Source organism: Mucilaginibacter sp. (assembly GCF_036568825.1).
Lineage (GTDB): Bacteria > Bacteroidota > Bacteroidia > Sphingobacteriales > Sphingobacteriaceae > Mucilaginibacter.
This window is the reverse complement of the sequence record NZ_DATCRU010000086.1, coordinates 92,167-116,541: the sequence shown is the minus strand read 5'-3', so window position 1 is coordinate 116,541 and position 24,375 is coordinate 92,167. Positions and strand designations below refer to the sequence as shown.

Sequence of the window (24,375 nt, the reverse complement as noted above, 5' to 3'; positions counted from 1 at the left end):
CCTTTCATTTTCCCGCCATTGAATGGTACTAATGGGTCTTTTGTTCCCTGGATATACATTATAGCCATGGGCTGAGCAGGTTGATAACCCATATCCTGATCCATAGATGCGGCTACAACAGCTACTGCCGCTATGCGCTGGTTAAGCTGACAGGCCAGTCGTGAGGACATGAAGCCGCCGTTCGACATCCCCGTCACATAAATTCTGGATGGATCAGCATGATAGGTGTCGATAACATACGTGATCAGCTCATCAATAAACTTCACATCGTTAACTCCTCTTGAATTGGCAGGCGTACCTCGGCCATCATTCCAACTGCGCTCGATCCCTTGCGGGCAAACGATGATAAACTTGTCCCTGTCGGCAAGCGGTCTGAAATCAGCAAAAGTCATTTGGCGGATAGCCGTTCCCAATCTGCCATGCAATGAAATAACAACTGCCGGCTTATCACCGAGGCCGCGTGGCAAATAGGTTACAAACTCCCGGCGCATTTGGTCGACAATAATACTCTCGTTTTTTTGCTGAGCAGTTGCGGCTGTTGTTATAAACAACAGGATCAGTGATAAAAAAGTTAAAGTTTTCATATTGAGGCTGTAACGGTTAAAATCCATTGGACTTTAACTGCGCGAAAGGTTTAAATCCTTTTTCATATTTACCACCGGCAAATGCCCGCCATCAGGCAATGGTACACTGATCTTTTTTGATTGGTGATAGCCCATCGACTCATAAAGCGGGACGCCGGGCAGCGTAGAGCCGATCTCCATTTTAGTAAACCCATATTGATGAGCAGCCTTTTCGCAATGGGTGATCAGCATCCGGCCTATCCCCTGCCGGGCCCAGTCGGGGTGAACAAAGAATGCCCGGATACGGGCAGCATCAACCGCGGGATTAAGCAACGGATCGACATCGCTTTTATGCTGGTCACCACCATAAAGGGTGCTCCTCATGCTCCATCCACCGCAGGCCACCAGGCAGTCTTTTGATTCGACCACATAATAAGTACCGTCCTGTATTAATTGGCTATCAACACCAAAAACATATTTAATAGCGCCCTCGGTTTGTGCATCAGAATAATAACCATTACTTAACCCACGAGCCGACAATGCGATCAGCTGCAGCAATTCGTCTACGTCTTCAAAAGTGGCTAAACGGGTAGTTAATGACATAGCAACTAAAATATCTATTTTCTGTGAGTCTTTATATAGACAACCAAAATTTCCTTATAGTTTAATTTCAGCAAATATTTAATATTTATTTCATATATTTCGGACATTAACCATTACCCCTATGATATTCAAAAACGCTATTAGCTGGTTCGAAATCCCCGCGACCGATCTTAATCGCGCGCAAAAATTTTATGAGACCATTTTCGATATAAAAATGACCCCGCTGGATATGCCCCAGCTGCAAATGAGACTATTCCCAACAGAAAGCCCGATGAGTATTGGCGGTGCCATCTGCAGCAGCGGCGATTTTTATAAACCATCAGCCCAAAGCGGTCCGCTGGTTTACCTGAACGGAAACCCTGATGTGCAACTTGTATTAGATAAAGTGAAAATAGCCGGTGGAAAAGTTATTATCCCCAAAACACAAATATCACCTGAACATGGCTATATGGCCGTTTTTCTGGATACGGAAGGAAATCGAATTGCGCTGCATTCGGTTCCGGAGGGGATGATTTAAGAAGTGACATAATGCCAATCCATTTTCTTAAATTTGTTATATCATGATGCTAGTATTAAAGAAGGGCACCAGCAAAAAGGAAATTGAAGCTATAGAGAAGAAGCTTTATAAAGAAAAGACTTCAGGTGGTTTTAACGCCAGGGAATATAATGGGGTATTAAATCAAACAGAAGACCCTTTAACCATTCAATTAAAATTGAGAGATGAATGGGAAAGAGAATAAGAAATCATCGATTAAAATAACTCTCCTTTAAAATCTTTTAACGGAATACTTAAATCCAATAATTTGATTGAGAATCCTCTTTCTTTTACAATCGGCGCAATAATTTGCCCGAACGATTTCCGATCTTTAGTTATATATGCGTCAATTTTACGATTATATAATTGTGCAATTAGTTTACAGTCGTCCTTTATAACATTTCTCTCAATATCTCTCATTTCGTCTCTTCTATTCAAAAGAATTGAATAAAATTCACCTGCTATAACACCATCAAAGAAATCAAATGGTGTTATTTTCATTGTTCTTAAAGGAAGATTTTTTATATCATCCTTTACAGAGTATTCCGCAATCGCGATAGTCGATAAATAGATTTCAATTTTATTTTCAAGAAAGTGTTCAAAATAATCTATAGCATTTTGATGCAAGGGGTCATCCTTTTTAACTAAACGAATACAGAAAGAAGTGTCAATTAAAATACTATTCATTTAAACTCCTCTAATTTCTGCGAGCCAGGCATCAACATCCGGAACAGTGTTCCAGTTTTTAGCCGCTCTATCAATCAATACACTTAATTCTGATTTATCAAATACCGGGTTATATTCGATGTAATCTATCAATTTCAAATCAAAAGGTTTACCATCTGCAATATTTTGCTTCCCGCGAACCCTGATACCATAAACTTTATACAAACGTTTTTCACCTTCTACCAATTGTTGCTCAGTAGCCTCCACTGTAAGGCGTCCATATTCTTTAGTTACAATATGAAAATTAGGATTATTCCCTCCTTCACTATTTATTTTGCCATACAGTATTAGCTCTGTATCTATATATTCAGCTAAACCATTAAAATATTTAGTATCCTTCGTTATTTTAAGTATTCTTGAGTCAGATAAAGAATTGGTAAATGTTATTTCAAAATCCTTTTCTTTAGCTTTTCGTTGAAATTTTTCAATAATTTCTGCTCTCTTATAGTCCAGAAAATCCACAGTCCCTCTATTGGCAATCTCGCCTGTCAATCCGTTAAATAGAAGCACGCCGGAAATTGGTAAAAAAAATAAATGTTTTGCTGAACCTTCTTCTATTTTGTAGGATATGTGTGGTCTATCTAGTTTTTCATTCCGGGTCGGATATAAGAATGTTTCAATATCATTAATTATCTCCTTGATATCAGAAATATCAACGTCGGCTGGCTTAAGGGGTTGACTGCCAATTTTACCTTCTATTTTTATTTCGATATATCCCTTTTCTTCCATTATTACAAAAATAGAATATTTAATATTTTTAGACTTATACAATTCTAATCATTAGATTTTAATTTTCAATTAATCCATTCATTGAGAATCTCAAATCTCCTATCTCAAATATCACATCTAAAGCCTATCTTTGCCCATGCAAGAAAAAATCCTCATTCTTGACTTCGGCTCTCAGTTTACCCAATTAATAGCGCGCCGTGTCAGGGAGCTCAATATCTATTGTGAGATCCACCCGTTCAACCACATTCCCGAAATCGACAGTTCAGTAAAAGGCATCATCCTATCAGGCAGTCCATATTCAGTTCGCCAGGAAGATGCACCACATTTTGAGTTTTCAAAGCACCACAAAACAATGCCGATATTAGGCGTTTGCTATGGTGCGCAATATATTGCTCATTTCAATGGCGGGGAAGTACTCCCATCAAGCACGCGTGAATATGGGCGGGCGAATCTTCAATATATCGAGAAAGGTCATCCGCTATTCAAGCAGGTTCCGGAAGGTTCGCAGGTTTGGATGTCGCATGCAGACACTATCGCCCGTATTGCAGATGATTTTGAAATTATTGCCAGCACCGAAACTGTAAAGGTAGCTGCATATCATATTAAAGATACTGAAACCTATGGTATCCAGTTCCACCCGGAGGTAACACACAGTATTGACGGCAAGCAATTGCTGCAAAACTTTTTGGTTGACATTTGCCACTGCAAGCAAGATTGGACACCGGATTCGTTTGTTGAAACGACTGTAGCTTCTTTGAAAGAAAAATTAGGGAACGATAAAGTGGTGCTTGGTCTTTCCGGTGGCGTGGATTCATCGGTAGCTGCTGTGTTATTACACCATGCAATCGGCAAAAACCTGTATTGCATTTTTGTAGATAATGGGCTGCTGAGGAAAGATGAGTTTGAATCCGTATTGGACTCCTACAAACACATGGGCCTGAATGTTAAAGGCGTTGATGCCAAACAACGTTTCTACGACGCCCTTGCAGGACTGACCGATCCTGAAAAAAAACGCAAAGCCATAGGCCGTGTGTTTATCGAGGTATTTGATGATGAGGCACACCAGGTGCAGGATGTAAAATGGCTTGGGCAGGGCACTATTTATCCTGACGTGATCGAGTCGGTATCTGTAAAAGGGCCGTCTGCTACTATTAAATCACACCATAACGTGGGCGGCTTGCCTGATTTTATGAAGCTGAAAGTGGTTGAGCCTTTGAATACCTTATTTAAAGACGAGGTTCGCAAAGTAGGTAAGGCTTTAGGCATTGATCAGAATATTTTAGGCCGTCATCCATTCCCTGGTCCGGGACTGGCTATCAGGATATTAGGCGAGGTTACCCCAGAGAAAGTACACATATTACAGGAGGCTGATGCAATTTATATCAACAATTTGCGGTCGGCCGGTGTTTACGATAAAGTTTGGCAGGCCGGTACCATATTTTTACCGGTGCAATCGGTAGGTGTTATGGGCGATGAGCGTACTTACGAAAACGTAGTTTGCCTTCGCGCGGTGGAATCATTAGACGGCATGACCGCCGACTGGTGCCACCTTCCGTACGATTTGCTGGCCAAAATCTCAAACGAGATCATTAACAACGTAAAAGGTATCAACCGGGTAGTATATGACATCAGTTCCAAACCACCGGCTACTATTGAGTGGGAGTAAGTGGTTAGTTTTTGCAGGTATTATGGCATTGGCGGCATGTTCGCCAAAAGTGCGAACTGTATCCGCTCCGCCACATCCAAAAACGCCTGAAGCAAAAAAGGAAGCTGAAAAAGCAGCTGAAAAACCGGCAGTCTCAAGGGTATCCACCATATCCATGCTGTTGCCGTTTACTTTGGACGATCTAAACGCAGGTGCACAATACACACCAGCTACTTTAAGCCGGGCTAATCTTTCATTAGATTATTACCAGGGTTTTAAACTGGCTTTGGATTCGCTTACCGGTAAAGGTTACAACTATAAGCTGCAGGTGTTTGATACCAAAGATGCACCTGCGGCGTCAAGCAATCTGGCGGTAACTCCTGCTATCCGTACGAGTGATCTGGTTGTTGGCCCTGTATTCCCTGACGATCTGCAGGCGTTTACCAACGTGCTGGCTGGCTCGGGAAAAGTAATTCCTACGGTGTCCCCTCTTTCACCTGCTGCACCGGCGACAGTAAAAGATCAATTTTTAGTCACAGTAGCCACGCCGTTGGAATATCATGCATGGGGGACAGCTGAATATATCAATGAGCATTACAAGCCTAAGAAAGTTTTTATACTGAAATCAGGCTACAGTGATGATAACAGGTACATCACTCCTTTCAAAAAAGGGATAGATAGTTTGAGCAAACGCAAAACCAAAATCATCGCCCCTACTATTGTCCGCGGCAGATTGGATGAACTGGTGCCTCAGCTATCAGCAACCGAAGAGAATGTATTCGTGATACCATCTACTAATCAACAGTTCCTGGTAGTAACGCTGCGTTCGCTGGATTCACTTGCAAAAAAATACCCAGTTACTTTGTTTGGCCACCCAAGCTGGGCAAAGTTCAGTTATCTTAAACCTGATTTGCTGCAACGACTGAAAACGCATATCACCAATACGGACCGGGTGGATTATAAGTCGCCCCAGATAAACGCCTTTATCCGCAATTATCGCAAAACTTACCACAGCGAACCTACTCATTATGCCATGATGGGCTTTGATGAAGGCATGTATTTTGGCGCTTTATTGGGCGAAAATCCGGATGACCTGAAAAAATTGGACAAAAAAGATTTTTCCGGATTGCTGAATAAATATAGATTTATCAAAAAACCGGGGCTCGGGTGGATCAACACCCATGTAAATGTGCTCCAATACGATAATTTTGAGTTAAAAAAGGTAGAATGAAGGCATTAAACCAGCTTAAAACGTTTCAGCGAATATTGGGTAGCTACCCGGCCGAAACGCCCCTAAGTAAGTTTTTGCCAGGTTTCTATCGTCAGAATAAACAGATGGGATCAAACGACCGGCGCGTAGCCAACCGTTTGATGTATAACTATTTTCGTTTAGGTAAGGCACTTTATAATACGCCCACAGAAGACCGCCTCATCGTAGCTGAGTTTCTATGCAATTCGCAAACCAACTCGTTCCTTCAGCATTTTAAACCGGAATGGGCGCTTTGCATTGGTTTTGATATTGATGAGAAACTTAAGCTGGTTAAAACTGCCTATCCAGATTTTAAGCTGACGGACGTTTTTCCCTGGTCGAATGAGCTTTCAGAGGGGATTGATAAACAAGCTTTCTTAAAATCCTTTTTTGTTCAGCCTGATCTGTTTATTCGTGTTCGCAAAGGCTTTGAGCAAAATGTAAAGTCGGTACTCACCAAAGAGACGATCACTTTTAAAGATGAAGGCAACGGCTGTTTCTCGTTGCCCAATGGCACCCGGTTAGAAACACTTTTCCCGCAGCAAAACTTTTTCGAGGTGCAGGACTTATCCTCGCAGCAAACAGCCAATTACTTTAAACCCGAAAAATGGGATGCCTGGTGGGACGCTTGTGCGGCCTCTGGTGGCAAAAGTCTGCTGCTCCACGAACTTGAACCTAATCTGAAACTTGTTGTATCCGATATTCGCGAATCGATCCTCGCCAACCTGGATGAGCGTTTCCAGCAGGCAGGATTGATCAAGTACCAAAGGAAGATATTAGATCTAACCCAAAACGTCGACCCGGAGCTGCATAATTATGAGTTTGATGGTATCATACTTGACGCCCCATGCAGCGGCTCAGGCACCTGGGGACGAACGCCTGAAATGATCAGCCAGTTTGAACCACAAAAGATCAGCTTCTTTCAAAAGTTGCAACAAAGCATTGTCCGCAACGTGGTGAAGTACCTTAAACCCGGTAAGCCGCTTATTTATATCACCTGCTCAGCATTTAAAGCCGAAAATGAAGCGAATGTGGATTTCCTGGTAAAAGAAGCAGGTTTAAAGTTGGAGCAACAAACCATATTAAAGGGTTATGAGAATAAGGCTGACACTATGTTTGTGGCCAGGTTAGTGAAAACCTAATCTAATCATGCACAGATATTACTGTATCAGAAATTTTTCAATAAATAAACTAAAACATTAGTGAACGTTTACTAAATTTATAGTTGAAATTCAACCAGCTATAAATCAATGCCGACTAAAAAATATCCGGGTAAGGTTTTATTATTATTCCTTTTGCTAATCGTAACATTTAGTTGCCGAAAACCTTATGATCCGCCATTAACAAACGGTTCAGGTAGCTACCTGGTTGTGGAGGGATTGATCAATAGCGGTGGCGACTCAACCATTATTAAACTTAGCCGGACAGTAAAAATATCAAGCAAAACCTCGGTTAATCCCGAGTTGAATGCTTTAGTGGAAATAGAAGGCGACCAAAATGTTTCTTACCCTTTAACAGAAATTTCGGACGGCGTTTATGCGTGTGCAGGATTAAATCTTGATGCTTCACACAAATATCGGCTGAATATTAAAACCACGAACAATAAACAGTATCTTTCTGATTATGTCCCGGTAGTTACTTCGCCCCCTATTGATAGCGTAAGCTTTGATCAGAATGGCACTACATCAGGTCCGGGTTTAAATATTTATGCTAACACCCACGATGCCAACAACAAGGCCCGTTATTATCGCTGGGAATACCAGGAGACCTGGGAAATACACCCGGCTCTTGAATCTTACTATAAGTCGAACGGTGATACTGTTCTGCCGCGTGATATGGTACACGATAATATTTATAACTGCTGGCAAAGCAATAAATCAAGTGTTATCATTTTAGGATCATCGGCTAAATTGACACAAAACGTTATCTCAAATAGTCTTTTAGTCACGATACCTTCCACATCTGAGAAATTGGGTGATCAGTACAGCATCCTGGTAAATCAATATGCGTTAACCCCCGAAGCTTATAGTTTTTATACTAACCTTAAGAAAAACACCGAGCAATTAGGGAGCATTTTTGATGCCCAACCTTCTGAGATAGCGGGGAATATTCATAATGTCTCAGATCCGTCCGAACCCGTTTTGGGATACATAAGCGCCGGGACCAGTACAAGTCAGCGCATATTTATCAAAAAAGGACAATTGATCTATAATTGGAAGTTCACGCCGTATTATGCGGATTGTAAGATATTTTTTGATGATCATTATAGAATTCCGTGCTGTTACTTTTCAGCTGTTGCGGGCGGTATTACAATTAACCAGGTAGACGAATATATCAACTATAATAAAGACGGCGGGAACACTGCGCCGTTATTGCCACTTGAACCAATATCGCAACCCGGACAGGGAATTGTCGGTTACACGGCTACCATACCCGAATGTGCCGATTGCACCCTGCGTGGCTCTGATATAAAGCCGGCTTTTTGGCCGCAATAACTATAGGGAGATGAGATCCCGTTCTTATCATCAACAGCATGAGATTATACTTTCGGTTACGCCGTCGTTGTCATTAACTCATATTGAATTTCATTTGCACATCTGCACATTCTAGCATCTGCACATCAACTTCCTACAAATGCGTATTGCTTCTAAACAATTTAATCGCGATAGCTAACAGTATTACACCAAAAGCTTTACGGAGAATGCTTAACCCGGTTTTACCCAGCAGGCGTTCGAGCCATTTTACATTTTTGAGCACCAGGTATACAAACAGCGTGTTTAATATAATGCCTACCACAATATTTTGTGTTTGATATTGTGATTTAAGCGAGAGCAAAGTGGTCATAGTTCCTGCACCGGCTATTAAAGGAAAGGCCAGCGGAACAATGGATATCGTCTCGGGCATTTCTTCATTAAAAAAACGTATACCGAGGATCATCTCCATCGCTATAAAAAATATCACCAGCGATCCGGCAATGGCAAAAGATTGTATGTCCAGCCCGATGAGATCGAGTAGCTCATTTCCTGCAAATAGGAAACCGATCATCAGTACCAACACCGCAATTGAAGCTTTTTCCGACTGTATGTGCCCTGCCTTTTGCCGCAATTCAATGATCACCGGTATAGCACCAAGTATATCGATGATAGCAAACAGGATAGTCGTTACCGACAGGATTTCTTTCATTACAAAAGGGTGCATAGGCCTCTGGTTTAAGATGTGAACGAACACACAAACAAAACTATCAAATATATAAATCTGATAAAAAAGACTGACATGGAAACTATCGGCTCCGATATTATTTTATGTGTTGTTTTGACACTTCTAATATTCAAATAATATTATTATAATATAACCAAATCCCGCAACTAAATATTGCCAAAATCGTAAAAGCTCTGAATTGAAACCTTTTACAACTCTATGAACGAAGTTAATACATCTGTCCTGGTGATTGACGATGAGGAGATGGTGCGGGATAATATCGAGGACATTCTGATGCCGCACGGCAAGTCGGAAGAACAACACAATATCGACAGTGCTTTTGATATCCTGTTCGGCAGCCCTAAACCCTTGTTGCTCACCCGTACAAAATGTATTCCCGCCTTTACCGTTGATAAAGCCTCGAACGGGATGGAAGGCGTTAAAAAAGTAAAACAAGCTATTGAAAATGGTCATCCTTATGCCGTGATCTTCCTCGACATGCGTATGCCTGGGTGGAGTGGTTTAGAAACAGCCGTTGAGATCAGGAAATACGATGCAAAGGCCGAGATCATTTTTGTTACCGCTTACAGTGATCGCTCTATCGACGAGATAGTTGAGCAGGCCGGCCAGAATGTTGGTTATCATTGCAAGCCTTACGCGCCCGAAGAGATCATCCAAATAGCAACAAAGGCAGTTACCGATTATAATAAACTTCGTAACCTGGAGAAACTGATTGAGTCGATATCGTCAATAGGTTTAAGTAGAAATCAGCTTAATTCATTACTAAAAAATATACTTGAACAGCTTGCAGGCTCGCTGGATACCGATATGGCGCTGATAGGCAAGCTGGATAAAGACCTTCATTATGAAAAAATCCTTTCTATAGGCGCTATTGAAGGACGTGTGGATGTGGATCAGCTTACCGACAGGGTAAGAAATGCGGACATTGCAAAAGATGAGGTCATTCAACTGGACGAATTGGTATTAGCACGTCTTGAAAACTACTATGTGTTTGCCTTATTGCAAAAACAGGAGAAGCTCAAAACGGAAAAGATGTACCTGCTGAAGTTGTTCGTTCAAAACGCAGCCCAGGCTATTCGCAATGCTGAGTTAAATGAAAAACTGATCCGAAAGGAAAAATTATCCGCCGTTGGTCAGGTGATTGGTATGGTGATGCATGATCTGCGCACACCTATTAAGAACATCAAGTTCATGACGGATATGATGCGCCAGGAAAGCAAAGGTAACGAGCTGATCGATATGATCGACCAATCAGCAGAACAGGCGTCTAATATATTTGAAGATTTTCTCGACTTCCTGAAAGAAATACCTGTACAAAAAGTACCGGTTGATTTGAATAAAGTTGTTAGCGACGCCATTGAACTGGCTAAAATCCACGAAGGTTGGTCAAACATCACCATCCATTCGTATTTGCCGGATGGACAAGTTGTTCCGGGTGATGAAAGTAAATTGAGAAGGGTGATCAGCAACCTGGTGAATAATGCAGCCGACGTTTTGCATGATCATAAAATTACTGATCCTACTATCCACATCTCAGGCTGGGTTGAAAATAAACACCTGATGCTGGTGATCTGTGATAATGGTCCGGGTATCCCGAAAGATATCATGAGCACCTTATTCGAACCATTTGTAACGAAAAATAAACGCTGTGGCACAGGCCTGGGTCTGGCTATTGTGAAGCAATACATCAACGCGCACGGCGGCAAAATAGGCGTCAGCAATAATAATGGCGCCATCTTCACCATTGCGTTACCTTTATAATGTCAGGTTCTGTTTTAAATAAAAAGGCGACAAAAGACCGTCAGCAACAATCAGTCCGAAAAGAAACCACCAGGCAATACCGGCAGTTACTCACCATGTCGAAAACCGGTGCCTGGGAGTATTTTCCGTCTAATGGAGAGATGGACTGTAATGATATCTATTTTTCTATGCTGGGGCGGGATATTAACGATTACAGGCTGAATTTAAATGAAGTATGGACGTGCCTGCTTCATCCAGAGGACCGTCCGGAAGCAATGCGCAAGTTTTTAGAATACCTGGAGAATCCTGAAGGACTGTATGAATGCGAATTCCGCATGCTGCATGCTGATGGCAAATGGATCTGGATATATTCAAGGGGTGGGTTACTAAAAGCAGATGATAATAAAGGTATAGCAAGTATTATAGGGACTCACGTAGATATTACAGATCAAAAGCAGGCGCAGGAAGAAATTCAGCGCGAGCGAATATTGCTGCGCACCCTGATAGACAATCTCCCAGATACAATTTATGTAAAAGACGCCGAAGGCCGAAAGATCATAGCCAACCGGGCCGACGTAGCTGCCATAGGCGCCAAATGTGAGGCTGATGTGATTGGTAAAACTGATCTGGAGCTCTTTCCAAACAGTATCGGTTTACGTGCCTATAAAGACGATATGGAAGTGTTGCGCACAGGCGAACCACTATTAAACAGGGAAGAATTTCTATATAACGATAAAGGCGAACGGTTTTGGTTGTCGACTTCAAAGGTTCCGGTTTACGATGAGCATGGTAAGATCAGCCGTATACTTGGGTTGGGCCATAACATTACTGAACGAAAACGCGCTGAAGAAGCCCTAAACAAACTGAATAAAGAGTTAGCAGCACAATCAGAGGAGTTAAAAATATTAAATAGCCAGCTTCTGCTGCAGCAGGAACAGGAACTTGAAAAAGCGATTGCACAAGGTAAGTTCGAGATCGCATCAGAAGTTTTGCATGATATCGGAAATGCGCTGGTAGGATTCGGCTCGTATCTAACAAGAATAAATCGTGTAGCAGAGAGTAATAATTTAGAAAGCATCCGCAACCTGGGTACATTTCTGAAATCTCAGCAAACAGCTATCGGAAATGCTATTGGCGCTGATAAGGCTGCTGCATTAGTATCCATCACCGAAGGTATTGCCAAAAGTCAGGGTGATAACCAGAAAGAAATGAGTACGGCCATTGCTGAGCTGTTAAACATCGTTTCGCACATACAGGAGATACTTAATATACAACGCCAATCCGTTCGTAGCCACGGCGCCTCTCAGGAGCGAAAACCCGTGAACCTGGGCGGCATTATTGATGATTGCCGTTCGATGCTTTTTGCTTCGTTTGATAAGAAGGGGGTAAAGTTCAACGTGAATGTAAAGCCGGGCAATTATGTGATCAAAGGCGATCATACCAAGCTGATGCAGGTGATGCTGAATGTGATCAAAAATAGTCTAGAGGCTATCGACATGGAAAGTGAGGGCAAGTTTATCTCCGTTTCAATGGAATCAACCAATGAATATATTTTATTGAAGATCGCAGATAATGGGCAAGGCTTTGATACGAAGACCAGTAAGCATTTCTTTGAGCGTGGGTTTACTACTAAGAAAAAAGGTACAGGACTTGGTTTATACAATTGCCGTTCGATAGTAGAAAGCCACGCCGGAACATTTGATATCAACAGTGACGGGCCGGGATTAGGGGCTGTGACCACTATAAAATTTGCTTTTCAGGACGCCTAAACTTTATCACCAGGCTGCTGATGGTTCAGCACAAGTTCTTTAAACGCAAAAAGGCCTCCACAGAAAGGGAGGCCTTACTATTTTGTAGTAAATCAGAGTTTACTTCTCTTCAAAATCCGAAGCCCGGGGTAAAGCATCACCCATTTTACCCAGCTTACTGTTGTTTTTGCTATAGCCTAAATAGATGAGCAGCCCTATTACCATCCAGCCAAAAGCACTCGCCAAAGTAGGTAAAGGCAAACTAATTATCATAAGTAAACAGATAGCACCACCCAGGAACGGCACTATAGGCACCAGTGGTGTTCTGAATGGCCTCACCAGGTTAGGGTCTTTATACCGGAGAATCGTGACACCAATGCAAACCAGCACAAATGCAAACAAAGTACCTACTGAAGTCAGGTCGCCTGCAACACTTTCGGGAAGAAAAGCAGCGAACAGACCCACGAACACAAATAATATCAGGTTGCTCTTATAGGGAGTTTTGAATTTGGGATGCAGATCGGAAAATACTCTTGGCAATAAGCCATCGGTTGACATTGTATAGAATACGCGTGACTGGCCAAGCAGCATCACTAATATTACAGACGAAAAGCCCAGTAAAATAGCAATGGTTACCAATGTGGATAACCATCCATACCCTGTCATATAAGTACTAATTGCATAAGCCACAGAAGCTTCTTTACCAGCGTGCATAAAATCCTGGTAAGGTGCTACACCAGTTAATACCCATGAAAACAGGATATACAGAACGGTGCAAATAGCCAATGAGCCCAAAATACCAATAGGCATATCTTTCTTTGGATTTTTAGCTTCCTGTGCAGCTGTTGATACCGCGTCAAATCCTATGAAGGCAAAAAACACAATACCTGCTCCACGGAGTATCCCGCCCCAGCCGTGATGGAAAAAGTCGAGATAAGAGTATTGAGTACCATCAGGCAATGTTGCCGGAGGAGCGTTAGCAGGAATAATATATGGGGTATGATTGGCAGCTTTGATAAAGCCCCAGCCGATAGCGATAAACACTAGTACGATGGCCACTTTTAAAAACACGATGATGCCATTTACGATTGCTGATTCCTGCGTACCTTTCACCAGTAACAATGAAAGTAAAAGCAATATCACCAACGCAGGGATATTAATAATTCCATGATGATGAACACCATTCATTATAGCTGATTCCATCGGCGAATGACACCATTCATAGGGTATTTTTCCGCCGACCAGCTTATTTGCGTACTCGCTCCAACTGATAGAGACTGTTGCGGCACCGAGTGCATATTCAAGAATGAGTGCCCAGCCGATAATCCAGGCCACTATTTCGCCCATCGTTGCATAAGCGTAAGTATAGGCACTGCCGGCGATGGGTATAATGGAGGCGAATTCTGCATAACACAAACCTGCAAAAGCGCAGCCCACAGCAGCAATAATAAACGAAATGGTAACTGCAGGGCCTGCGAAACCGCCTGCTGCTGCCGCTGTCCTTACGAAAAGGCCTGCGCCGATAATCGCTCCAATACCGAGGGCAATAAGGCTCCACACACCAAGCGTACGCTTTAAGGTGTGTCCGCCCTCTTCCGACGACGCAAGCAATGATGAAATTGATTTTTTTACGAATACACTCATTATAAGATCAGTTTTGTTTTATTGAGATAAAATCAGTTTTTTCCAAACGTAATTAATTTTATTCAAAATCTAAAGTAGCCATAAAACTGAGGGAGATCGGCATATTTTTTGAAAAAATATTGAAGGAAAGGGCTCGAAGGACTAGTTTGATTTTATATCCCGGTTTTTTGATAGCGGAATATATTTACTAAATTTACATTAACAACGATTAAGCAGTGAACACCATACATCCTCAATATATTACCGACGAACAAGGTAAAAAGGTATCCGTAATACTCCCGTTAAGTGAGTATGAACAGTTATTGGAAGAACTGGAGGAGCTCGAAGATATAAAGCTTTACGATGAATCTAAAAAAAATGACCAGGAGCCATCTATGTCATTTGACGATTATGTAAAGCAAAGACGTTCGAAGTAATGCAAATGTGCGGCACTACTCTTCAGCGCCCTCATATATCAATTTTATACAGGTTGTCATTCTGAGCGATAGCGAAGAATCTATTACGTAGCTTTGTTGCTACCTTAATCTTATAATTGAACCTGAACCAAATATGCGTCAATATAACTTCTACACTTATATTCTCACCAATTTCAATAAAACAGTATTGTACACCGGCGTCACTAATGATTTAGAGCGACGACTATATGAACACTATTTTGGCATCGATCAAAAAGAAAGCTTTACGAGTAAATACAAATGCTTTTTCTTGGTATGGTTTGAAAGATATCAATACGTCAACCATGCTATCGAAAGAGAAAAGGAGATAAAAGGCTGGACAAGAAGCAAGAAGAATAAATTAATAGAGGTGGAGAATCCAGAATGGCGGTTTTTGAATTATGATATCATGGAATGGCCACCTAAGAAAGTAGATGGCTCAACTCCATTATAACCTGAGCAATAGCGAAAATCAACCATACAGATGCGCGGTAACCAAGATAGGATTCGCAACAGATGCTTCACTATCGTTCAGCATGACAAGTATTGTGGAGATTAGTTCGTTCTTCAATGACGTGATTTTATGTTTCCATCATTTCACCCAACAAAAAAGGAGCTCATTCCTGAGCTCCTTTCATTTAAGATTATTTCTGCTTATGCTTTCTTATCAATCTTAGCAGCCTGCACATGCATCGATTGCACCTTGATCTCTTTTTTGACCTGGTGATCGATACTTGCTGACTTCGCGCTATTTGCCGGGTTCAAGTGAGGCGCAATAACCAGCGATACGATTGACATCAATTTTATCAGAATATTCATTGACGGACCAGAGGTATCTTTGAACGGATCACCCACGGTATCACCGGTCACTGATGCTTTATGCGGATCAGATTTCTTGTAGTGCATTTCGCCGTTGATCTCAACACCTTTTTCGAATGATTTTTTAGCGTTGTCCCATGCACCACCGGCGTTGCTTTGGAATATACCCATCAACACGCCTGATACCGTAACACCTGCTAATAAACCGCCCAATACTTCAGGACCGAATACAAAACCTACGATAACCGGAGTGATTAATGCAACCAGACCCGGAGCCACCATTTCGCGGATAGAAGCTTTGGTTGAAATCGCCACACATTTTTCATATTCTGGTTTTGCTTTGTATTCCATGATGCCTGGTATTTCGCGGAACTGGCGGCGAACTTCTTCCACCATCGCCATTGCTGCACGACCTACTGCCGAAATAGCCAGTGAGGAGAAGATGAATGGGATCATACCGCCCACAAATAAACCAGCCAACACGTTAGCATGATAAATATCGATATGATCTATACCTGCTACTCCAACAAAGGCGGCAAATAGCGCTAATGAAGTTAATGCTGCTGATGCAATAGCGAAACCTTTACCAGTTGCGGCAGTAGTGTTACCAACTGCATCGAGATTATCTGTGCGGTGACGAACTTCTTCTGGTAAGCGGCTCATTTCAGCAATACCACCGGCGTTATCAGCAATTGGTCCGAAGGCATCAATAGACAATTGCATTGCTGTAGTAGCCATCATGCCTGCTGCCGCGATGGACACACCATAGAGACCTGCACAGTAATATGATCCATAAATACCGGCTGCTAATACCAAAATTGGCAACACGGTTGATTCCATCCCAACAGCCAAACCGCCAATGATATTAGTAGCGTGGCCTGTTGACGACTGGCGGATAATACCCAATACGGGGCGTTTGCCCATCGCGGTATAATACTCGGTGATCATCGACATTAAAGTACCTACCACCAAACCAACTATGATAGCGCCATAAACGCCACTACGGGTGAAGTGAGAGGCGCCTTCTTTTAATGAGCCGTTAACAAAGTCGCGGGTCATATGAAATTCGCCTTCCGGCAACATCCATTGTACCACGAAGTAAGTTGCGATAGCTGTCAGAACAATTGATGCCCAATTCCCTATATTCAATGCGTTTTGAACGCTGTCAGTCTCTTTTTTTATTTTAACAAAAGCGGCACCTATAATAGAAAAGATCAATCCCAATCCTGCAATCACCATTGGCAATAGCACCGGGGCAATCCCACCAAAGCTATCGTGTGACTCGATCTCGCGGCCAAGCACCATGGTAGCCAGCATAGTTGCTACGTACGAGCCAAACAAGTCGGCGCCCATACCGGCAACGTCACCTACATTGTCGCCTACGTTATCAGCAATGGTAGCGGGGTTACGTACATCGTCTTCAGGGATACCGGCCTCTACTTTACCTACCAGGTCGGCACCTACGTCGGCAGCTTTGGTGTAAATACCACCGCCTACACGGGCAAATAGTGCGATAGATTCAGCACCTAATGAGAAGCCTGCAAGAACCTCTAAAGCTTTCGCCATTGCTTCCCCATTCACGTTGCCGCCTACACTTTTTACATACATGGAATAGAATACAATAAACAATGAGCCCAGACCGATGATGGCCAAACCGGCAACACCAAGGCCCATTACTGTACCACCTGTAAATGATACACGCAGCGCCTGAGCTAAGCTTGTGCGCGCAGCCTGCGTGGTACGAACATTCGCTTTAGTTGCGATACGCATACCGATAAAACCTGCAAAAGCAGATAAGAACGCGCCGGTAACAAACGAAATGGCGATCACCCAGCTTGAGTTAGGCACAGTGGTACCAGACCAGGCCAACAAAACTGCTGCAATGATCACGAAGTAGCTCAGAATTTTCCATTCTGCTTTCAGAAAGGCCATCGCACCGTCGGCTATGTGGCCCGAAAGTTCGGTCATATCACCATCGCCCGCGTCTTGTTTGGTAACCCATGAAGACTTACCAAGCATAAACAGGATGCCGATAAATCCCATAATTGGAATAAAGTAAATTAGGTTATTGTACAAAAAATCCATGTTAAAAAATTTGGTTTATAATTGATTGTATTTTAGAGTGATTGAACGCAAAAATAATTGCGGTAGGCAAAATAGCAAATTTAATTTCTTAACCACGCATAGCCCGATTATAAATTTTTTGAATAGCTTAGGGTTTTCAACTTAACTGGACTTCATGAAGGAATCTCAACCATCACAAATGAAACATGAGCTTGGATTGCTTGACGGCACCATGCTTGTCGCCGGGTCGATGATCGGCTCGGGGATATTTATTGTAAGCGCCGATATCACACGAAACGTTGGCTCCGCAGGATGGCTTATCGTTGTTTGGCTCATCACCGGGTTTATGACTTTAACCGCTGCCTTAAGTTACGGTGAGCTAAGCGGTATGTTCCCGAAAGCAGGCGGACAATATGTTTATTTGAAAGAAGCCTACAATAAGTTGATAGGCTTTTTATATGGATGGAGCTTTTTTGCTGTTATACAGACAGGTACTATCGCAGCTGTTGGAGTGGCTTTCTCGAAGTTTACAGCATATCTTATTCCTGCAGTTAGTGAGGATAATATTCTTTTCAATTTGTGTTTTGTAAAGATCAGTGCGGCACAAATCGTATCTATCGTTGTGATTGTATTCCTCACATTTATCAATACACGAGGAGTAAAAAGTGGTAAGATCATTCAAACCACATTCACCTTAGCCAAACTGCTGAGTTTATTCGGGTTGATCATCTTCGGATTCATAGCATTAAACAGCGGCACATGGCATCTTAACTGGAGCGATGCATGGACTTTGCATAAATTGAATATGGATGGCAGCTTTGCTGAATACACCACTGCAGCAGCTTTTGGTGCTATCGCGGCATCCATGGTTGGCTCTATTTTCAGCAGTGATGCATGGAATAGCGTGACTTTTATTGCTGGGGAAATGCGTAATCCAAAACGCGACGTAGCACTAAGCTTATTTTTCGGCACACTCATCGTTACACTGATCTATGTTTCGGCGAATGTAGTTTATACTGCCGTTTTGCCTTTACATGAAATAGCTACAGCCGAAAAAGATCGCGTAGCAGTGGCTGCGTCGCACGTAATCTTTGGCAATGCCGGCACCATCGTTATCGCGTTAATGATCATGGTATCTACATTCGGATGTAACAACGGGCTGATATTTGCCGGGGCGAGGGTCTATTATACCATGGCGAAGGATGGCTTATTCTTCAAAAAAACAGGCACGCTGAACAAATATGCCGTTCCGGGTTTTGGATTGTGGATACAGGCTTTGGTAGCATCGCTCCTTTGCCTTAGCGGGAAATATGGTGATCTATTGGATATGATCTCATTCGTCGTTGTATTGTTCTATGTGCTGACTATTTTTGGCATTTACAGACTAAGGATAAGTCGTCCCGATATTGAAAGACCTTACAAAGCTTTTGGATATCCTGTGTTGCCAGCCTTGTATATCCTGATGGGTATTGCATTTTGCATCCTGCTCATTATTTATAAGCCTAACTTTACCTGGCCGGGATTGATCATTGTATTGATCGGTATTCCTATTTATTATTTTTCACAACGTAATTCAACTAATGAGGATCAAAGCCTTAATACTGACTAATTTTATACTGATAGGCGGAATTGTGGGTGCACAAACTCTGCAATCGCGCTTACAAATTGCCTTTAACCGTTTGCAGGCCGACAGTCAATGCAAATATGCTTCGGTATCGTTAACGGTGCTCGACGCCAAAACCGGCGAGACTGTTTTCACTGCTAACCCGAATATGGGATTGGCTACAGCATCAACGCTTAAGACGATTACTTCAATCACCGCTTTTAATATACTGGGTAAGGATTTTCAATACCAAACCCAGTTCGGATATAGCGGTATTATTTCTGCAGATGGTACTTTAAATGGCGACCTCATCATTAAAGGTGCAGGTGACCCGACCTTAGGAAGCTGGCGATATAGCGGCCATCACGAGAATGATATTTTAATGCAATTGGTAGCTGCGATACAAAAAGCGGGCATCAAGAAGATCAATGGGCATGTGGTAGGCGATGATTCCATCTTCGGGACGCAATCAGTGCCCAACGGCTGGATTTGGATGGATGTAGGCAACTACTACGGCGCAGGAACTTCAGGCCTTTGCTGGCGCGAAAACCAATTCGATATCAAATTAAAAACAGGGGCGGTAAATACACCGATCAGCGTACTTCGGACTGTCCCGAGCACGCCTTACCTGAACTATAAAAGCGAATTACTAAACGCACCTTCAGGTACCGGAGATGATGCCTATGGCTACCTGCCCGTTGGCACCAAACTAATGTACCTCCGCGGCACTTATGCACAGGACCAGGAAAAGAAAAGCATATCTGTTGCCATCCCCGACCCTGCGTATGATGCGGCTTACCGGCTGACCGATACGTTGAAAAGATTAGGATTTGCCGTAACAGGTGATCCTGAATCTGTATTATCGCTGAATGCTGCGAGCCAACTTGTACCAACAATCGCTACCAACCTGACTACTATAACTTCCCCGCAATTAAGTAAGATCGTTTATTGGCTCAATCAGAAAAGTATTAACCTCTATGCAGAGCAGTTGCTCAAAACCATCGCGTGGAAATCGGGCAAACAGCCATCAACCGATAACGGTGTGCAAGTAGAACAGGATTTCTGGAAAGCGCGTGGTATTGATCCGCACTCATTAAATGTAGTTGATGGCAGCGGTCTTTCTCCCGGCGACCGCGTAACTACCATGACCATGGCAACCGTCCTCAAATCAGCTAAAGGCACGGATTGGTACCCGGATTTTTATGAAAGTTTGCCGGTGTATAATAACATGAAGATGAAAAGCGGCAGTATTCTGAATGTACTCACCTATGCGGGCTATCAAACGCACAACGGTCGCGAGCTTTGCTTTTCTATTATGGTGAATAACTTTAATGGTTCTAGCAGGGCGATTAAGGAGAAGATGTTTAGGGTATTGGATGAATTGAAGTAGGTTTGATTATAGGTTACCGGTTCAATTGATGTTCTGGCCGCTCAATTGCCGCGGAGGCTCTTTTACTTTTTTCTTGATAAAAAAGTAACAAAAAATCAAGTCAACAGACACTTGCTTCTTTGCGCAACAAGCCTTTGCCCTGCAATCAACCAAAACCACGGGCTGCAATACTTTGCCCTACTATCGTTCCCGCAAAGCCCTCGCTTCAGCAAAGTTTGCTAATGCCCTTTCCACTACGCAGGCCACCATTGTTTTGATTGATTTCGCCCGAAGCTGGTCTGTTGACCGGGTCCATTTGATACCATGGGTTCTATAAATGCCCCATACGAAAAGAGTGCGGGGCTGACAGAAAAGCGGGCCGGGTGTATGGCGTGAATGACGGTTTAGCTTTCGCAATGTGCGCAGCACGGAGAAAGCGTTAAGAACCGGCAGAGGGGGATGAAGCTTTTTTCTGTCTTGAGTTATTCGCAGTTGTTTGTTTTTCAAAGGTGCTCATGAGCTCGCTATCGCTCGGTCTTGGTTACTTTTCTATCAAGAGAAAAGTAACTAGGCCCCAGCGGCTATGAGCCGAACGGCTTATTTTATTTACCTGAAACATCTCAGATGTTACAACCACCTTAAATAACCCCATACAACGCACCACCCTTCTCCCCCATTCTATCTACCGTCCTTTCAACTGCAGGATCCTTTTCCAACACCGGCGCATGATGTGGTTTAATCCTCGCATCGATGATCAGCGGACCATTACAGCCCCAATGTTTGTGCTCAGTAAAACTATCGATGCCATAAATGTCATGAGAAGGGTTGCTGCGGGTAAAGGTCACCCATACAAAATTGTTGATGCTTTGAGCAGTGAAATCAGCATCATCACATAATACCAGCAGTGGCAGGTTATCTAAATCCTGATCACGTAAATGTTCATCCAGTATTTCAAATACGATTGGCAGATCGCTATTTTTTATATTTTTGGGAACTTCAATAGCGAGTACACCTGGCATCACCATTTTAAATTTCTCAAATGGTCGTGGCAAAACAAATCCGGCAGGTAATTCGCTCCAAAGCTCTCTCCTTACCGCTCCTGCCACTGTCACTGCCACTTTACTTCCCGAGTTCAATCCGCTGCCGCTATAGTCAAGGGTATCAATGGTAGTCTTGGTGTAAAAATGCAAGTCGCGTGTAAGGTCGATGCGTTGCAGTACGTGTTTCAGGAAACCGCCAATATCATTCACACTAAGATTTGGATCATCCTCTTTAGCAACGATGAACAGGTATTTTGCCAGGCTCAATTGTCCCTTTCCTAATATTTGGTTGGCGATGGTAAGTATTTCCTGTGGCTTGCGTTCATCTAAATAGGGTGTATAACGCTCACTGCCTATAGCAAACAAAAGCGGGTGCACACCGGCAGCATCAACGGCATTAACAGCATGCAGTCCCGGTATTTCTTTAGGAATAGCCGCGCCTGTTATCTCGTGGATAAGAGCACCGAAGCTGGTATCCTCCTGCGGTGGCCTACCTACAACAGTAAATGACCAAATAGCATCCCGACGATGGTATACATTATGCACCTTCATCAGCGGAAAAGGATGCTTTAGACTATAATAACCCAAGTGATCGCCAAACGGGCCTTCGGGTTTATTGTCATGCGGCATTACAGTCCCGGTAATCACAAAATCGGCATCTGCTGAAATGCAAAAACCTTCGTCATCATAAAAATAACGGAAGCGGCGTTTGCCCAATGCCCCTGCAAAAGTAATTTCTGATAATCCTTCAGGCAATGGCATCACCGCAGCTACCGGATGTGAAGGCGGCCCCCCCACAAAGATGCTCACTTTTAATGGCTGTCCTTTTGCGTTGGCTTTGGTTTGATGTACACCTATTCCGCGATGTATCTGGTAGTGGAGGCCAATTTCTTTATCAGTGATATAATCGTTTCCCGCCAGTTGAATACGATACATACCCAGGTTGGCATCCATAATTCCGGGCTTATCGGCATCCTCAGTGTACACTTGAGGCATAGTTATAAACGGACCGCCATCTTTGGGCCAATTCACGATCTGCGGCAAGTCGCTGATTTTTGCCTTCCCAAAACTAACCGGTGAATTACCGCTAACTTTCATCGGCAAAGCAGACCATGCGGTCAGCCCTACATTAGCATACTGAAAAGGATGCTTAATCGCTTTGATCGGATTATTCTTCAACTCGATTAGTGTCTTCACCTGCTCCAGTGTATCCCTGAAAATAAAACGGGAGCGCTCAAGCGTCCCGAACAGGTTGGAGACTGCAGGAAATTTACTGCCTTTTACATTTTCAAACAGGATTGCCGGGCCCTGGTGCTCAAATACCCGCAAATGGATTGCTGCCATCTGCAGGTATGGGTTCACCTCTTCTTTAATCCTTATTAAATGATCGTTTTTTTCAAGATCGGCAATGCAGGCCTGTAAACTCGGGTAACCCATTGGCAGGTGAAATAGTTATTGCCAAAAGTAACCAAAAAATGAAGTTTTAAGCTATATCGATCTCCTTATCCAAATAAACATCCTGTATGGTATGCAGCAATTCAACGCCTTCTTTAAACGGGCGCTGGAATGACCGTCTGCCAACGATTAGCCCCGCACCACCTGCACGCTTATTTATTACAGCATGTTTTACAGTATCTGCCAGGTCTGATGCACCTTCCGATTCACCACCGGAGTTGATCAGTCCCGCCCTGCCCATATAACAGTTTGCCACCTGGTAACGGCACATATCTATAGGGTGCTTTGTAGTTAATTTGGAATACATCAGCGGGTCGCTTTTTGAAAAATTGATTGCAGTAAAGCCGCCATTCACATTGGGCAATTTTTGCTTGATGATATCAGCCTGTATGGTCGACCCGATATGATTAGCCTGGCCTGTAATATCGGCTGAAGTCTCGTAATTTACTCCGTCTTTCTTAAAACCATTATTACGTGCATAGCACCACAATACCGTAGCCATACCCATGGAGTGCGCCTCTTCAAACGCTTGTGCTACTTCCACAATCTCCCGGTCCGAATCCTCTGATCCAAAATAGATGGTAGCGCCTACTGCGGCGGCACCCAGATTCCAGGCATCCTCTACTGTGCCGAACATCACTTGCTTGTATTTGGTGGGATAAGTGAGCAGTTCATTATGGTTCATCTTAACTAAAAACGGAATCTTGTGCGCATATTTTCTCGACATCAAAGCCAGGTTGCCAAAGGTGGTAGCCACCGCACTGCAATCCGCTTCAATAGCGAGCTTGATAATGTTCTCCGGATCAAAATACATCGGGTTCTTTGCAAAGGATGCGCCTGCAGTATGCTCTATCCCCTGGTCTACAGGAAGGATCGACAGATAACCCGTATTTGCCAAGCGGCCATGCCCATACATCGCCTGCAGATTGCGCAAAACCTGCGGATTGCGGTTGCTTTGACCAAAAATCTTGTCTACAAAATCGGGTGAAGGCAGGTTCAGCTGATCTTTTGGAAAGGTGTTGCATTTATGGGTAAGCAGGTCCTTGGCCTGATCTCCCAACAGATCGGTAATTTTCTTTGATGCCATGACGTAGGTATTTGTAATTGTGAATACAAATTACGGCATGTTCTGTTTACAACGGATATTTTTTTACTAAATATCTGCCCCCGAAAAACAATTGCTACATTTG

Annotated in this window: 21 protein-coding genes; 12 read left to right on the top strand and 9 right to left on the bottom strand. The window is 43.1% G+C overall.

The annotated features are described in order from the left end of the window. Positions 1-584, bottom strand: a 584-nt coding sequence (locus VIM89_RS19110; protein ID WP_488157783.1) for a CE1 family esterase, incomplete at its 3' end; no start/stop codon positions are given. A gap of 33 nt (positions 585-617) precedes the next feature. Beyond that, on the bottom strand, positions 618-1,166 hold the full coding sequence (locus tag VIM89_RS19105; RefSeq protein WP_488157782.1) for a GNAT family N-acetyltransferase: 549 nt from the start codon (positions 1,164-1,166) through the stop codon (positions 618-620). 121 nt (positions 1,167-1,287) lie between these two features. Between VIM89_RS19105 and VIM89_RS19100 the strand changes: the two genes are divergently transcribed. Together VIM89_RS19100 and VIM89_RS19095 are read left to right on the top strand one after the other, a co-directional pair. Further along, on the top strand, positions 1,288-1,683 hold the full coding sequence (locus VIM89_RS19100; RefSeq protein ID WP_488157781.1) for a VOC family protein: 396 nt from the start codon (positions 1,288-1,290) through the stop codon (positions 1,681-1,683). A 43-nt stretch (positions 1,684-1,726) separates the two neighbouring features. Continuing rightward, entirely contained in the window at positions 1,727-1,906 is a 180-nt protein-coding gene (locus VIM89_RS19095) for a hypothetical protein (RefSeq protein WP_488157780.1), read from the top strand. Between the two features lie 11 nt (positions 1,907-1,917). Here the strand turns inward: VIM89_RS19095 and VIM89_RS19090 are convergent, their stop codons facing one another. Further along, complete coding sequence (locus tag VIM89_RS19090; RefSeq protein WP_488157779.1) at positions 1,918-2,388, bottom strand: hypothetical protein; 471 nt, start codon at positions 2,386-2,388, stop codon at positions 1,918-1,920. After that, positions 2,389-3,156 carry a hypothetical protein gene (locus tag VIM89_RS19085; RefSeq protein ID WP_488157778.1) on the bottom strand — a complete coding sequence of 256 codons (768 nt, stop codon included), beginning with the start codon at positions 3,154-3,156 and terminating at the stop codon, positions 2,389-2,391. 136 nt (positions 3,157-3,292) lie between these two features. On the opposite strand from VIM89_RS19085, the gene guaA reads away from it, so the two are divergent. From guaA to VIM89_RS19065, 4 genes are all read left to right on the top strand, one after another. Then, positions 3,293-4,822, top strand: coding sequence for a glutamine-hydrolyzing GMP synthase (guaA, locus tag VIM89_RS19080; protein ID WP_488157777.1), 1,530 nt, complete (start codon positions 3,293-3,295; stop codon positions 4,820-4,822). Next, positions 4,779-6,032, top strand: coding sequence for an ABC transporter substrate-binding protein (locus VIM89_RS19075; RefSeq protein ID WP_488157776.1), 1,254 nt, complete (start codon positions 4,779-4,781; stop codon positions 6,030-6,032). Before guaA ends, VIM89_RS19075 begins: the two co-directional genes overlap by 44 nt. After that, a complete protein-coding gene (locus VIM89_RS19070; RefSeq protein ID WP_488157775.1) occupies positions 6,029-7,192 on the top strand; it encodes an RsmB/NOP family class I SAM-dependent RNA methyltransferase in 1,164 nt (387 codons plus the stop codon). The genes VIM89_RS19075 and VIM89_RS19070 overlap by 4 nt, the downstream gene beginning before the upstream one ends. Before the next feature lie 108 nt (positions 7,193-7,300). Next, on the top strand, positions 7,301-8,545 hold the full coding sequence (locus tag VIM89_RS19065) for a DUF4249 domain-containing protein (RefSeq protein ID WP_488157774.1): 1,245 nt from the start codon (positions 7,301-7,303) through the stop codon (positions 8,543-8,545). A 133-nt stretch (positions 8,546-8,678) separates the two neighbouring features. On the opposite strand, the gene VIM89_RS19060 is transcribed toward VIM89_RS19065, so the two are convergent. Continuing rightward, the gene (locus VIM89_RS19060; RefSeq protein ID WP_488157773.1) at positions 8,679-9,248 is read right to left on the bottom strand and encodes a MarC family protein; all 570 of its coding nucleotides are present in this window, start codon (positions 9,246-9,248) and stop codon (positions 8,679-8,681) included. A 219-nt stretch (positions 9,249-9,467) separates the two neighbouring features. Here VIM89_RS19060 and VIM89_RS19055 point away from each other — a divergent pair, with 219 nt between their 5' ends. Both VIM89_RS19055 and VIM89_RS19050 read left to right on the top strand, forming a co-directional pair. Further along, positions 9,468-11,030, top strand: coding sequence for an ATP-binding protein (locus VIM89_RS19055; protein ID WP_488157772.1), 1,563 nt, complete (start codon positions 9,468-9,470; stop codon positions 11,028-11,030). Next, the gene (locus tag VIM89_RS19050; RefSeq protein WP_488157771.1) at positions 11,030-12,778 is read left to right on the top strand and encodes a PAS domain S-box protein; all 1,749 of its coding nucleotides are present in this window, start codon (positions 11,030-11,032) and stop codon (positions 12,776-12,778) included. Before VIM89_RS19055 ends, VIM89_RS19050 begins: the two co-directional genes overlap by 1 nt. 99 nt (positions 12,779-12,877) lie before the next feature. Here the strand turns inward: VIM89_RS19050 and VIM89_RS19045 are convergent, their stop codons facing one another. Further along, on the bottom strand, positions 12,878-14,401 hold the full coding sequence (locus VIM89_RS19045) for an amino acid permease (protein ID WP_488157770.1): 1,524 nt from the start codon (positions 14,399-14,401) through the stop codon (positions 12,878-12,880). 215 nt (positions 14,402-14,616) lie between these two features. Between VIM89_RS19045 and VIM89_RS19040 the strand changes: the two genes are divergently transcribed. Both VIM89_RS19040 and VIM89_RS19035 read left to right on the top strand, forming a co-directional pair. Continuing rightward, complete coding sequence (locus VIM89_RS19040) at positions 14,617-14,817, top strand: hypothetical protein (protein WP_488157769.1); 201 nt, start codon at positions 14,617-14,619, stop codon at positions 14,815-14,817. A 133-nt stretch (positions 14,818-14,950) separates the two neighbouring features. Further along, a complete protein-coding gene (locus tag VIM89_RS19035) occupies positions 14,951-15,289 on the top strand; it encodes a GIY-YIG nuclease family protein (RefSeq protein WP_488157768.1) in 339 nt (112 codons plus the stop codon). A 200-nt stretch (positions 15,290-15,489) separates the two neighbouring features. On the opposite strand, the gene VIM89_RS19030 is transcribed toward VIM89_RS19035, so the two are convergent. Beyond that, positions 15,490-17,739 (bottom strand): sodium-translocating pyrophosphatase, encoded by a 2,250-nt coding sequence (locus VIM89_RS19030; protein WP_488157767.1) that lies wholly within the window; start codon positions 17,737-17,739, stop codon positions 15,490-15,492. Positions 17,740-17,893: 154 nt separating this feature from the next. Here VIM89_RS19030 and VIM89_RS19025 point away from each other — a divergent pair, with 154 nt between their 5' ends. Together VIM89_RS19025 and dacB are read left to right on the top strand one after the other, a co-directional pair. Then, the gene (locus VIM89_RS19025; protein ID WP_488157766.1) at positions 17,894-19,327 is read left to right on the top strand and encodes an APC family permease; all 1,434 of its coding nucleotides are present in this window, start codon (positions 17,894-17,896) and stop codon (positions 19,325-19,327) included. Beyond that, positions 19,299-20,711, top strand: coding sequence for a D-alanyl-D-alanine carboxypeptidase/D-alanyl-D-alanine endopeptidase (gene dacB, locus VIM89_RS19020; RefSeq protein ID WP_488157765.1), 1,413 nt, complete (start codon positions 19,299-19,301; stop codon positions 20,709-20,711). Before VIM89_RS19025 ends, dacB begins: the two co-directional genes overlap by 29 nt. Positions 20,712-21,328: 617 nt before the next feature. Here the strand turns inward: dacB and VIM89_RS19015 are convergent. Further along, the gene (locus VIM89_RS19015; protein ID WP_488157764.1) at positions 21,329-23,167 is read right to left on the bottom strand and encodes a UbiD family decarboxylase; all 1,839 of its coding nucleotides are present in this window, start codon (positions 23,165-23,167) and stop codon (positions 21,329-21,331) included. Positions 23,168-23,213: 46 nt separating this feature from the next. Further along, positions 23,214-24,272 carry a class I fructose-bisphosphate aldolase gene (locus VIM89_RS19010; protein WP_488157763.1) on the bottom strand — a complete coding sequence of 353 codons (1,059 nt, stop codon included), beginning with the start codon at positions 24,270-24,272 and terminating at the stop codon, positions 23,214-23,216. Positions 24,273-24,375: the final 103 nt, after the last annotated feature.